We start from the raw sequence: 12,299 nt of genomic DNA, 5'->3' as shown, positions 1-12,299 counted from the left end.
TACTTATGGATAAAAAACTAGAACCTTATTATTTAAGTGCGGAAACGGCATTATCTATAGTGTCTAAAAAATTCAACATAAAAATTGACATCAAAGAGGATGATATAAATTTAAGATTTAAAAAATACGACAGAAATAACACTGACGACTCTATACAAATGAAGAATTTCTTTTTGTCGTTAGGGCTTTCTCTACAGGATATATTATTTAATAATGGTGAAGATTTACTAAATGAGCCTATGCCGATTTTACTATTAACACCAGAAATGAAGTGGATGGTGTGTGTGAGCGGCGGGCAAAAAATAAAGTTGGTAAACGCGCGCGGTGAACTCTGTTATGTTGAAATTGAAGATGAATACTTAAAAGAGTTATCTGCATTTAGCATACTACCTTTAAATAAAGTTGTTGATAGTATAAGAGTAAAAAATATCATAAAAAACTCTTTATCGATGAACAAGATTTTTTATACTAAATACTTCTTTTCATCTCTTTTTATGGCAATTTTTGCGTTAACTATCCCAGTATTTAGTAATCTGTTCTATGATAAGCTTGTTCCAAGTGCTTCGGTTTCATCTTTATTTGGCGTGGCTATAATTGTTGCTGTATTTATTGTTTTTGAGTTTATCCTTCGTACTTCGAAAGATATTTATCAGTCTATCACAGCAAGGCAGGATGACGTCGATATTGATATCGCATTTCTTGAAGCGGTACTTTATAGTAAAAAGAAAAATGGCAGATCCATGTCATCAGCATTTGTGCTATGGAATGAGTTTCAGAAAATTAAACCCGTTTTATTAAACTCGATCTTTCAACGTATAGCCGATATTCCAATATTTATTATATTTCTCATTGTTATATATGTAAATTTAGGTCTGGTCGTTATTGTCCCTGTTACCATGTTTATCGTCTCTATTATTATTTCCCTCGTTAACCACCATTATACTAATGAGTTAATGAACAAACAAAAAGAAGGACAGAAGAACAGGAATATTTTTATCTCAGAAGTTTTCTTATCTATTAAAATGATCCATACCTTAAATAATCAAGGTTTACTTTTTGATTGGGTCAACACATCAAATGAACAGTCGTATCTTAACCTGAAGATAAGGAAATTAAATCTTATCTATCAATCTATATTGGGGAGTATGTCATCTATTACCCAAATAACCATTATGGTAATAGCCTTTTTTATGGTAATCAAGGGTGATGTTACTACTGGCGCAATTGTTTCATCTGTCATTGTCTCTGGTCGTATTTCCGGGATCATTTCGAATTTTTCTTCTACATTAATCTCTATTTTATCAGCAGAAAAAACCGGTAAGGATCTGCTTTCTTTTTTTGATGAAGATCAGGCAGAAAAAACACCGGCATTACAGTCAATATCAAAGTGCAATGGCGATATCTCTATCCGGGGCGTGAGTTATCAGTATGATGCTCAATCTCCGATGATTATTAACCGACTGTCTATAGACATACCTGCGGGGCAACGTGTCGCGGTGGTAGGCGAATGCGGAGCAGGAAAAAGCTCATTACTGGGAATGCTATCTGGCTACCTTTCGCCAACAGACGGTGCCATCTTATATGATGGATATAACTTAGGACATTTATCGCAGAACTTTTTTTCTCAGCATTTAAGTGTGGTGACGACACATGATGTTTTATTCACCGGAACCATTGAAAGTAATTTCGCGTTAAAACCGCAAAACGACAGGGGCCGGGTACTCAAGGCGCTTCATCTGGCGAACTGTGGTTTTATCTTGCAACATCCTATGGGGCTGAAGTTTCCGGTGAATTTTATGGCTAAAAACCTGTCATCCGGACAGCAGCAGCAGTTATTATTAGCTCGTAGTCTGAGCAGTAACGCCAGCGTCTTTTTATGGGATGAACCAACATCAAATCTGGATGAGAATACCGAGAAGCAAATTTTTGATAACTTAGATGAGTTTATTCATGGGAAAACGTTGATCATGGTGACGCATCGTCGATATCTGATAAAGTATTTTGACCGGGTCCTGGTAATGAAAGGTGGAAAAATAATCCGTGATTGTTCTCCGGATAAATTATTAACGTAAAATAAGCAGCGCTTGTCGCTGTTATCAGGCGGTACTACTTAATAAAAAAGACCCGTTGCACAAACGGGTCTTTTTGTCATTTAACGAGTCGGCAATGTTTTCAATAAGTTTAGCTCGATTCTGTTAGGGCTATTCCACTTGCCATTTTTGGATAACCACACCTGGCGGCCCTCATCAACGGCTATGTGAGGGACGTGATGGTTCGCAAGGCTACCCCTGGCGCGCGATTCCGCGTTGAGATAACCGGTGGGCGACTTCAGCGGCAGCAATAGCGTATCAGGTCAGCACCATCGGCCATTCTGGCGGGGTCTGGCTCATCGTTTCGACCATTACGGCTTCAATGTTATGCCAGATCGCAGCGAGATCCATCATGGTAATACCGAGTAAACCGGTGGCAAACCAGCAGGCGGATACCACGCCCAGACCGCTACTGATCACCGCCAGACCAATATAATCTGATTTACGGAAACGGATATTGAGCGTGCTGGCTAAAAACATGAGCACGGCGCTCAGCAGTTGCCAACGGAGAAGAACGACACCAGTGGTTATGGCAGCCATGAAACATTTCCTCTGAATAGACCTTTGTCCAGGACAGCGCGGCGTTGCTCCCGGGAAGCATGGGATATTCTGGCTATCGACGGACGTCACATCAACATCGAATGAAACATTGTTTCTATTTCATTGTTTTTGTGAACTATATCACAAAAACCAGCTTGTTCGCCAGATCGGCAATGTATTTTTTGTGCGTTTTATAACCGTATTTTTTGTGTGACTTCTACGCGTCCGTAGAGAAACTGCCGGAAAGCAAAGATGTATTATTACTACTCTTTTATTTTTTTCGTGAAATTCAGACCTGATAAAAATATCAAGTTATTTATCAAAAGAAAGGAGTAAAGATGTATACCCCATCGTTTACTTGAGTATAAATCTGATATTATCAAAAATATTTAGCGTCCTGCCTGGTATGCGAAAGAGATTGCGCGTAGTTATTAATGATAAATGTTGATCGGTAAAAGTCTGTTGCTAATATTGATAAATTCATGCACCGTAAACCTCCATTTGGTTCACGTCTTATTTTGCCAATAATAGTCACAAATAATGCAGGGAAATAGGCTGAAAATGAGTCAAAGCACACGACGCAAGGTGTTGAGATTTCTCGGAACGATCATTGTGGTGTTACTTCCTGTATTGCTGGCGATCTGGTTTGCTCATATCCGGGCAGTCTCTGAAACCAGAAATCAGTTACATTCATTTGCGCAGTTGGTATTAGATAAAACGGAGCGGGTTATCCTGCAAGCAGATTTAGCCCGCGATGCCGCTGAACAATATCAGGGGCAAGCCTGTACGCCAGCCCATCAACAGCGAATGCTGAATATTATCCGCGGTCGTTTGTACATTAATGAGTTGATTTATGCTAAGGGCCAGCGTTTTCTATGCTCTACGGTTATGACGCCAACAAGTCCTTATTTTATTCCCCGCGCTGACTATAAACGAAAGCCTGACATCGCTATTTATTACTATCGTGATACGCCTTTTTTCAACGGTTATAAAATGACATATATGCAGCGGGGAAACTATGTCGCGGTTATCAATCCCTTATCTTATAGCGAGGTGATGTCAGACGATCCGGCGTTGGCCTGGGGAATGTATGATACGGTGACCAACACCTTTTTCTCCCTGAGTGAACAGGCGCAGGCTGATCAGCTATTACCTTTGGTACGACGGAGTGAACCTGTGTTCCAACAGGGTGAGCGTTTTTATACTCTGGTTAAATCAGCAAAACGACCGGTTGCCGCGATTGTGTCAACCTCAAAGCAACGCTTTTACCAGAACCTCTTTCATCAGCTTACGTTAACGCTACCGTTAGGGATCATCTGTAGCATTATCGTCTTATTTATGTGGTCACGATCCCGGCAGGCATATTACTCACCGCGTCGATTGCTGCAACGGGCCATTACCAGGCACCAGCTTTGCCTTCATTATCAGCCGATCATTGATATCCGAAATGGGACATGTGTAGGTGCCGAAGCGCTATTGCGTTGGCCGGGCTATCACGGTCCGGTGATGAGCCCGTGCGAATTTATTCCGCTGGCGGAAAAAGAGGGGATGATTGAGCAGATCACCGATTATGTCGTCGAAGAGGTATTTAATGATTTAGGTGGTTTTCTGGCCGCGCACCCGCATCTTTATGTCTCTATCAATCTCTCTGCCGCCGATTTTCTCTCTTCCCGACTAATTGTGATGATTCATGAAAAAACGCGTCAGCATTCAGTGCTTGCGCAACAGATAAAGGTTGAAGTGACTGAGCGCGGATTTATTGATGTGCCTAAAATGACGCCGATTATTCAGGCGTTTCGCCAGGCGGGATACGAGGTGGCAATTGATGACTTTGGTACCGGCTATTCGAACTTGCATAACCTGTACTCATTAAATGTCGACCTTTTAAAAATTGATAAATCTTTTGTCGACACGCTAACCACTAATAGCGCCAGCCATTTGATTGTGGAACATATTATTGAAATGGCGCAAAGTTTGCGGCTAAAAATCATTGCTGAGGGGGTTGAAACGGCTGAACAGGTTAGCTGGTTGCTAAAACGCGGCGTTCAGTATTGTCAGGGATGGCACTTTGCGAAGGCGTTGCCACCGCAGGAATTCATCGCCTGGTTACAACAAACGCCCGCGCCTCTGACGATACGCGGGCAGACGCCCTACAGGCGGTGACGGTAATCGCTGGGAGTGCGATCGAACTCGCGGCGAAATACACGCGAGAAGGTTTGCTGCGATACATAGCCCAGGTCCATCGCGATATCAAAAATCGGGCGCTCGGTCGTTCGTAGCTCAACGGCCGCCAACAGGAGACGGCGCTGGCGAATATACTCGCCTAATGTTTGATGCGTTACCGTACGAAACATCCGCTGCAAATACCACTTGGAGTAGCCCGATTTTTTTGCCACCACATCAATGTTTAGCGGTTGGTCGATATGTTCATCAATCCATTCGATAAGGGTCTGAATTATCTGCTGATGCGACATATTGTTGCCTCTTAAACAGTATTCGATTCGTCGTTTTGTCTGCGGGCGAGTATAATTCCTCAAGTTAACTTGAGGTAAAGCGATTTATGGAAAAAAAATCTCCCCGTTTAAAAGCCTTACTGACGCCGGGGGAAGTTGCGAAACGTAGCGGTGTTGCTGTGTCCGCCCTGCACTTCTATGAAAGCAAAGGGCTAATTACCAGTATCCGTAATAGCGGTAACCAACGGCGATACAAGCGTGACGTGTTGCGTTATGTCGCGATTATCAAGATCGCCCAGCGTATCGGCATCCCGCTGGCAACTATCGGCGACGCGTTTGGTATCTTGCCGGAAGGACATACGTTAAGCGCGAAAGAGTGGAAGCAGCTCTCCTCGCAGTGGCGCGAAGAGTTAGACCGACGTATTCATACGCTGGTGGCGTTGCGCGATGAGCTGGACGGTTGTATCGGCTGCGGCTGTTTATCGCGTAGCGACTGTCCGCTGCGAAATCCAGGCGACAGGCTCGGCGAACACGGGACGGGTGCCCGGCTGCTTGAAGATGATTAACATGCACTCGGCCATCGGGCTGAGTTCACCTAAAACTAAAGCGCCGCTAAGGGCGCTTTAGTTTGTTTCCGGTCTTTGTCTTTCGCTCTATCCCGCTGATTACAGGAGGGTTTCCCCCGACGTCAACACCCCTCATATCGAGCACGTGGTGGAGGTTCCGGTTTGTGTTGATACTGTAAGTGTAAGCGACGACGCCCTGTTCGCCAGCGAAATGCTGATTTTTTAGCCGAAATTTTTACGGCAACTGCCATAATTTTCTATAGTTAGTTGGCATACCTTACAGGAGACAGCCATGCTGACGGTGCACCATTTAAATCAGTCTCGTTCGCAGCGCATCCTCTGGGCGCTGGAAGAGCTGGCGTTGCCTTACCAGATTGTGCGTTACCAGCGTGAAAAGACCATGCTGGCGCCGCCGGCATTGAAAAAAGTGCATCCGCTGGGCAAGTCTCCGGTTATCGAAGATCACGGTATGGTTATTGCGGAATCGGGCGCCATCCTGGAATATTTGCAGGACACTTACGACAGTATCGGACGCTTTAAACCTGCGGATGCGCAGGGGAAACAACACTATCGATTCTGGCTACATTACGCTGAAGGTTCGCTCATGCCCTTGCTATTGATGAGGCTGCTCTTTACCTCTCTGGGTAAACCGCCGGTACCATTGGGTCTGCGAACGTTGGGCGGCGTTATCGGTAAGGGCGCGCAAAAAGCGTACCTTAATCCGCAACTGGAAACCCATGCGCGCTTTATTGACGGGCATCTGGCAAATCACCCCTGGTTTGCCGGAGAGCAGTTAAGTATGGCGGATATCCAGATGAGCTTCCCGCTATTTGCGCTGCTTGCCCGAGGCGGGATCGCTCATCTCGACCATATCAACGCATGGAAAGCGCGGGTAGAAATGCGTCCAGCCTGGCAGCGAGCGATTCAGCAGGGCGGTCCGTTTACCATTCCCGGCGGATAACGGTGTTTTTGTGAGCAGATTGCGCAACGTATTTGCTAACAGCGATGCGAAAAATTGTTGCTGGATTGCGCAGGGACGATAACGTTTGCGCATCGTCTGGCGATTTATTGTGCATACTAAGCAGAAAAGCATAAAAAGCGGCAAAGTTCAGTTGAAAAAGCGTTGATGATCGCTGGATAATCGTTTGCTTTTTTTTGCCACCCGTTTTGTATACGTGGAGCTAAACGTTTGCTTTTTTGCGGCGCCCCGGTTGTCGTAAATGTAGCACAAGGAGATAACGTTGCGCTGTTAGTGGATTACCTCCCACGTATACCGACGAATAATAAATTCTCAGGGGATGTTTTCTATGTCTACGCCTTCAGCGCGTACCGGCGGTTCACTCGACGCCTGGTTTAAAATTTCACAACGCGGGAGCACCGTTCGCCAGGAAGTCGTTGCTGGCTTAACCACGTTTCTCGCGATGGTTTACTCCGTCATCGTGGTGCCAGGGATGCTGGGTAAAGCCGGGTTCCCGCCTGCCGCCGTCTTTGTAGCGACCTGCCTGGTCGCAGGCGTCGGCTCTATTGTTATGGGGCTATGGGCGAATCTGCCGCTGGCTATCGGTTGTGCTATCTCGTTGACGGCGTTTACCGCGTTTAGCCTGGTCCTGGGGCAGCATATTAGCGTCCCGGTCGCGCTTGGCGCCGTATTCCTGATGGGCGTACTGTTTACCGTTATCTCCGCCACCGGCATTCGTAGCTGGATTTTGCGTAACTTGCCACAGGGCGTGGCCCACGGAACCGGTATCGGTATTGGCCTGTTTTTGTTGCTGATTGCCGCCAACGGCGTCGGCCTGGTCATTAAAAACCCGCTGGATGGCCTGCCGGTCGCGCTGGGCGATTTCGACACCTTCCCGGTGATTATGTCGCTTGTAGGGCTGGCTGTTATTCTCGGTCTGGAAAAGCTGAAAGTCCCCGGCGGCATTCTGTTGACCATTATTGGCATTTCTATTGTGGGTTTGCTCTTCGATCCTAACGTCCATTTTTCCGGCATTTTCGCCATGCCTTCGTTGAGCGATGAAAACGGCAACTCACTGATCGGCAGCCTGGATATTATGGGCGCGTTAAACCCTGTCGTTCTGCCAAGCGTACTGGCGCTGGTGATGACGGCGGTGTTTGATGCGACCGGCACGATCCGTGCGGTCGCAGGGCAGGCTAATCTGCTGGACAAAGACGGACAAATTATCGATGGCGGCAAAGCGTTAACCACCGACTCCCTGAGTAGCGTTTTCTCCGGCCTGGTCGGGGCAGCGCCAGCCGCGGTGTATATCGAATCTGCGGCCGGTACGGCGGCGGGCGGTAAAACGGGCCTGACGGCGATTACCGTGGGCGTGCTGTTTTTGCTGATCCTGTTTCTTTCGCCGCTCTCTTATCTCGTTCCCGTCTACGCAACTGCCCCGGCGCTCATGTATGTCGGTCTGCTGATGCTGAGTAACGTGGCGAAAATCGATTTTGCTGATTTCGTCGATGCGATGGCGGGGCTGGTAACGGCTGTATTTATTGTACTGACCTGTAACATTGTCACCGGGATTATGATCGGCTTTGCCACGCTGGTCGTCGGGCGTCTGGTTTCCGGCGAATGGCGTAAGCTGAATATCGGAACTGTCGTCATTGCGGTCGCGCTGGTCGCTTTTTATGCCGGCGGTTGGGCTATCTAGTTCTGCCTTCATTCTGAAAAACGGGCGGCGTTGGTCGCCCGTTTTCATTTTCAGGACACATCACGTTACCTTTTGCGTTAATCTGAAGAAGGTGAAACCGAGGCATGATGCCTTTCTCCATCATAAAAAACATCGCAAACAGGGAACGCATGGAAATTTTCTTCACAATACTCATCATGACCCTTGTGGTCTCGCTGTCGGGGGTATTTACGCGTGTATTACCCTTCCAGCTTCCTTTACCCCTTATGCAGATCGCCATTGGCGCGCTGTTGGCGTGGCCGACGTTTGGTTTGCATGTGGAATTCGACCCGGAACTCTTCCTGGTGCTGTTTATTCCGCCGCTGCTGTTTGCGGATGGCTGGAAGACGCCGACTCGTGAATTTCTTGAGCATGGACGAGAGATTTTCGGGCTGGCGCTGGCGCTGGTCCTGGTAACGGTCGTGGGAATCGGCTTCCTGATTTATTGGCTGGTGCCCGGCATTCCGCTGATCCCCGCCTTTGCGCTGGCCGCCGTGTTGTCGCCGACCGATGCGGTAGCGCTCTCCGGAATTGTGGGCGAGGGGCGCATCCCGAAAAAAATCATGGGCATTCTGCAGGGAGAGGCGTTAATGAACGACGCCTCCGGTCTGGTATCGCTGAAATTCGCCGTCGCGGTGGCGATGGGGACGATGGTCTTTACCGTCGGCGGCGCGACGCTGGAATTTTTTAAGGTCGCTATCGGCGGTATTCTGGCGGGTTTTGTGGTCAGTTGGCTGTATGGCCGCTCGCTGCGTTTTTTGAGCCGCTGGGGCGGCGATGAACCCGCGACGCAAATCGTCCTGCTGTTTCTGCTGCCCTTCGCGTCTTACCTGATTGCCGAGCATATTGGCGTCTCAGGCATCCTGGCCGCGGTTGCCGCCGGGATGACCATCACCCGTTCTGGCGTAATGCGCCGCGCGCCGCTGGCAATGCGTTTGCGTGCGAACAGTACCTGGGCGATGCTGGAATTTGTCTTTAACGGTATGGTCTTTCTGCTGTTGGGACTGCAATTGCCGGGTATTCTGGAATCTTCGCTGGCGGCGGCGGAAGCTGACCCGAATGTCGAAACCTGGATGCTCTTTACCGATATCGTGCTGATTTATGCGGCATTGATGCTGGTTCGCTTCGGCTGGCTGTGGACCATGAAAAAGTTCAGCCTGCGCTTTTTGAAGAAGAAACCGATGGAGTTCGCCAGCTGGACGTCGCGTGAAATTCTGATTGCCTCCTTCGCTGGCGTTCGTGGGGCGATCACCCTGGCTGGTGTGCTCTCTATACCGTTACTTTTGCCGGATGGCAGCGGATTTCCGGCGCGTTATGAACTGGTATTCCTGGCGGCTGGCGTCATTCTGTTCTCGTTGTTTGTCGGCGTGATCATGCTGCCGCTGCTGTTGCAACATCTGGAAGTCGCCGATCATGCGCAACAGTTGAAAGAGGAGCGTATCGCCCGCGCGGCGACGGCGGAAGTGGCGATTGTTGCCATTCAGAAAATGGAAGAGCGTCTGGCGGCGGATACCGAAGAAAACATCGATAATCAGTTGCTTACTGAAGTAAGCTCGCGTGTCATTGGTAACTTGCGTCGCCGTGCCGATGGGCGAAACGATGTCGAAAGCTCCATACAGGAAGAAAACCTGGAGCGACGTTTCCGTCTGGCGGCGCTGCGTTCCGAACGCGCCGAGTTGTATCATCTGCGCGCCACGCGAGAAATCAGCAATGAAACATTGCAAAAGCTGCTGCACGACCTGGATTTGATGGAAGCGCTACTGATAGAAAATCAGTAGTCCTTGTGGCCCGGTGGCGCCATGCTTACCGGGCCTACAAGTAGGCCGGATAAGGTGCTTGCGCCGCCATCCGGCAAGGGTCTTAACCCATGGCTTACGGTTGTTTCAGCCAAAACCCTTCGCAACAGGTTAACCATGCCCGGGCGCTGTGCGACAGATACACGCCCTCTCGCCAAATCATGCCCAACTGCCAGCGGAGATCGCTTTCCAGCGGTAGCCAGCGCAGCGTGGCCTTATCCAGACGCTGACAAATCGGCTCCGGCAAAATGGCGATGCCGACGCCCGCTTGCACCATGGCGGCGAGAAAATCCCATTGCCCGCTGCGCACGGCAATCCGTGGTTTTACGTCATGCTGGCTAAATAAGGTCATCAACTGGCGGCTCAGGGCAAAGTCTTCGTTATAGATAAGAAGAGGATGCTCCGCCAGAGCTTCAGGCGCGATGGAGTCGCAGGTTGTCCACTGACCGGAACGGGGAACCAGCACGCACAGCGGATGACTGAACAGCGATAACGTCGTCAGCCCGCTCGCTTCTTCCACCGGGAGCGCGGTCATCGCAACATCCAGCTCGCCATTCATTACCGCCTGCTGTACCGTCAGGCCGCCAAACTCCGAAATTTTGAGTTCAACGCCAGGGTAGCGTTGTCGAAACAAACTGATTGGCCCGGCCATCAACATGCCGACCATCGGGGGAATACCCAGCCGCAGCACGCCCTTATTGAGATGGTTAATATCGCTCAACTCAGCCTCTAACTGGCGAAACTCAGCGAGGATCGCCAGACCGCGTTCAAACACCACGCGTCCGGTATCGGTCAGCAATAACTTACGTCCGTCGCGGATCAGTAGCGTACAGTTAAGCTCATCTTCAAGATTTTTCAGCATCTTGCTAATGGTGGGCTGGGTGACAAATAACTTCTCCGCTGCGCGGGTGAAACTTTGCTGGCGCACCACCTCGACAAAATAACGCAGCGTTCTGATATCCATGATTATTCCTTCCGACTATGCCTGCAATGATTTTAATTCATTTCTGCCCGTGACGGAGGTTCTCTATACTGGCGCTCCGTATTATTTTTCAGGACATTCCCTCATGGCTGTGGCGATAAGCCGCGTTACGCCTGCCGTTGTGCAACGACTCCAGGTACCGGTTCAGGTACTGCTCTATGCAGGTTTATTCATTTTTTCCCAATATCTTGTCTCCTGGCTGCACCTGCCGTTGCCCGCGAATCTGGTCGGCATGGTGCTTATGTTGGCGCTGATCGTTTGCCGGATTATTCCGCTTAGCTGGGTACGCGCAGGCGCACGCTGGCTGCTGGCGGAGATGCTGTTATTCTTTGTTCCCGCCGTCGTGGCGGTAGTGAACTATGCCCATCTGTTACTGGTGGACGGCTGGCGCATTTTCTCGGTGATAGCGATCAGTACCTTAATGGTACTCGGCGCGACGGCGTGGGTGGTGGATAAAGTGTATCGCTATGAGATGAGTAGGCTAAACCGTGAATAACGTTCAGTTAAGCGTACTGTGCCTGGTGATTACGCTGGGAATTTACTTCGCCAATAAGCGTCTGTATCGCCGTTTTCGCAAACTGCCGTTGATGCCATTAGTGTTGACGCCGGCACTGCTGGTGTTAATGCTGGTGTTCGGTCATATCTCCTGGCAAAACTATATTGGTGAATCGCACTGGCTATTGTGGCTGCTCGGCCCGGCGACCATTGCCTTTGCGGTGCCGGTGTACGATAACCTCGCGATTATCAAACGTCACTGGATGTCGCTCACCGCGGGCGTAGTGACGGCGACGGTGGTGGCGGTCACCAGTTCCGTTTGGCTGGCGCGTCTGTTCACGTTATCGGATGAGATTCAGCGTAGTCTGGCGGTACGTTCCGTGACTACGCCGTTTGCGCTGGCGGCGGCAGAACCCCTGGGCGGGCAGCCGGATCTTGTAGCGCTGTTCGTGGTCGTCACTGGCGTGTTTGGCATGGCGGTCGGCGACGCGCTATTTTTGCGTCTCTCTATCCGGGAAGGCATGGCAAAAGGGGCAGGATTCGGCGCGGCGTCACATGGGGCGGGCACAGCGCGTTCCTATGAACTTGGTCAGCAGGAGGGCGTCGTCGCCAGTCTGGTCATGATGCTGTCCGGCGTGGTGATGGTGCTGGCAGCCCCGCTGGTGGCGAGGGTGATGTTCTGATTTTCCTCCGACCCACGGG

11 protein-coding genes are annotated in these 12,299 nt (G+C 49.6%); 8 read left to right on the top strand and 3 right to left on the bottom strand.

Annotated elements, in window-relative coordinates:
• Nucleotides 1-5: 5 nt before the first annotated feature.
• Nucleotides 6-2,072: an SPI-4 type I secretion system protein SiiF gene (gene siiF / locus ACLJQJ_RS20410; protein WP_063809036.1), complete on the top strand. Its 2,067-nt coding sequence runs from the start codon at nt 6-8 to the stop codon at nt 2,070-2,072.
• A gap of 276 nt (nt 2,073-2,348) precedes the next feature.
• On the opposite strand, the gene ACLJQJ_RS20405 is transcribed toward siiF, so the two are convergent.
• Nucleotides 2,349-2,630, bottom strand: a complete 282-nt coding sequence (locus ACLJQJ_RS20405) for a YjcB family protein (RefSeq protein WP_000719058.1) — start codon at nt 2,628-2,630, stop codon at nt 2,349-2,351.
• A 561-nt stretch (nt 2,631-3,191) separates the two neighbouring features.
• On the opposite strand from ACLJQJ_RS20405, the gene ACLJQJ_RS20400 reads away from it, so the two are divergent.
• Nucleotides 3,192-4,793, top strand: coding sequence for an EAL domain-containing protein (locus ACLJQJ_RS20400; RefSeq protein WP_000083651.1), 1,602 nt, complete (start codon nt 3,192-3,194; stop codon nt 4,791-4,793).
• Here ACLJQJ_RS20400 and soxS read toward each other — a convergent pair.
• A complete protein-coding gene (gene soxS / locus ACLJQJ_RS20395; protein ID WP_000019483.1) occupies nt 4,781-5,104 on the bottom strand; it encodes a superoxide response transcriptional regulator SoxS in 324 nt (107 codons plus the stop codon). The two genes, ACLJQJ_RS20400 and soxS, sit on opposite strands and share 13 nt — an antisense overlap.
• A gap of 86 nt (nt 5,105-5,190) precedes the next feature.
• On the opposite strand from soxS, the gene soxR reads away from it, so the two are divergent.
• From soxR to ACLJQJ_RS20375, 4 genes are all read left to right on the top strand, one after another.
• Complete coding sequence (soxR, locus tag ACLJQJ_RS20390; protein ID WP_000412686.1) at nt 5,191-5,649, top strand: redox-sensitive transcriptional activator SoxR; 459 nt, start codon at nt 5,191-5,193, stop codon at nt 5,647-5,649.
• A 292-nt stretch (nt 5,650-5,941) separates the two neighbouring features.
• Entirely contained in the window at nt 5,942-6,610 is a 669-nt protein-coding gene (locus ACLJQJ_RS20385; protein WP_000958575.1) for a glutathione S-transferase family protein, read from the top strand.
• Between the two features lie 346 nt (nt 6,611-6,956).
• Complete coding sequence (ghxP, locus tag ACLJQJ_RS20380; protein ID WP_000106907.1) at nt 6,957-8,306, top strand: guanine/hypoxanthine transporter GhxP; 1,350 nt, start codon at nt 6,957-6,959, stop codon at nt 8,304-8,306.
• A 149-nt stretch (nt 8,307-8,455) separates the two neighbouring features.
• On the top strand, nt 8,456-10,102 hold the full coding sequence (locus ACLJQJ_RS20375; RefSeq protein ID WP_000402189.1) for a Na+/H+ antiporter: 1,647 nt from the start codon (nt 8,456-8,458) through the stop codon (nt 10,100-10,102).
• A 94-nt stretch (nt 10,103-10,196) separates the two neighbouring features.
• Here ACLJQJ_RS20375 and ACLJQJ_RS20370 read toward each other — a convergent pair whose 3' ends face one another.
• Nucleotides 10,197-11,084 carry a LysR family transcriptional regulator gene (locus ACLJQJ_RS20370; protein WP_000354962.1) on the bottom strand — a complete coding sequence of 296 codons (888 nt, stop codon included), beginning with the start codon at nt 11,082-11,084 and terminating at the stop codon, nt 10,197-10,199.
• A gap of 103 nt (nt 11,085-11,187) precedes the next feature.
• On the opposite strand from ACLJQJ_RS20370, the gene ACLJQJ_RS20365 reads away from it, so the two are divergent.
• Both ACLJQJ_RS20365 and ACLJQJ_RS20360 read left to right on the top strand, forming a co-directional pair.
• A complete protein-coding gene (locus ACLJQJ_RS20365; RefSeq protein ID WP_000257347.1) occupies nt 11,188-11,598 on the top strand; it encodes a CidA/LrgA family protein in 411 nt (136 codons plus the stop codon).
• Entirely contained in the window at nt 11,591-12,280 is a 690-nt protein-coding gene (locus ACLJQJ_RS20360; RefSeq protein WP_001067096.1) for an LrgB family protein, read from the top strand. Before ACLJQJ_RS20365 ends, ACLJQJ_RS20360 begins: the two co-directional genes overlap by 8 nt.
• Nucleotides 12,281-12,299: the final 19 nt, after the last annotated feature.

The organism is Salmonella sp. SAL04202, from assembly GCF_046550775.1.
GTDB lineage: Bacteria > Pseudomonadota > Gammaproteobacteria > Enterobacterales > Enterobacteriaceae > Salmonella > Salmonella enterica.
This window is presented reverse-complemented; position numbering and strand designations above follow the sequence as displayed.

Excerpts from the sequence above, each read along its gene's own strand:
- soxS (WP_000019483.1), bottom strand. The coding sequence starts at position 5,104 with ATGTCGCATCAGCAGATAATTCAGACCCTTATCGAATGGATTGATGAA.
- siiF (WP_063809036.1), top strand. The coding sequence starts at position 6 with ATGGATAAAAAACTAGAACCTTATTATTTAAGTGCGGAAACGGCATTA.
- ACLJQJ_RS20400 (WP_000083651.1), top strand. The coding sequence starts at position 3,192 with ATGAGTCAAAGCACACGACGCAAGGTGTTGAGATTTCTCGGAACGATC.
- ACLJQJ_RS20385 (WP_000958575.1), top strand. The coding sequence starts at position 5,942 with ATGCTGACGGTGCACCATTTAAATCAGTCTCGTTCGCAGCGCATCCTC.
- ghxP (WP_000106907.1), top strand. The coding sequence starts at position 6,957 with ATGTCTACGCCTTCAGCGCGTACCGGCGGTTCACTCGACGCCTGGTTT.
- soxR (WP_000412686.1), top strand. The coding sequence starts at position 5,191 with ATGGAAAAAAAATCTCCCCGTTTAAAAGCCTTACTGACGCCGGGGGAA.
- ACLJQJ_RS20375 (WP_000402189.1), top strand. The coding sequence starts at position 8,456 with ATGGAAATTTTCTTCACAATACTCATCATGACCCTTGTGGTCTCGCTG.
- ACLJQJ_RS20405 (WP_000719058.1), bottom strand. The coding sequence starts at position 2,630 with ATGGCTGCCATAACCACTGGTGTCGTTCTTCTCCGTTGGCAACTGCTG.
- ACLJQJ_RS20370 (WP_000354962.1), bottom strand. The coding sequence starts at position 11,084 with ATGGATATCAGAACGCTGCGTTATTTTGTCGAGGTGGTGCGCCAGCAA.
- ACLJQJ_RS20365 (WP_000257347.1), top strand. The coding sequence starts at position 11,188 with ATGGCTGTGGCGATAAGCCGCGTTACGCCTGCCGTTGTGCAACGACTC.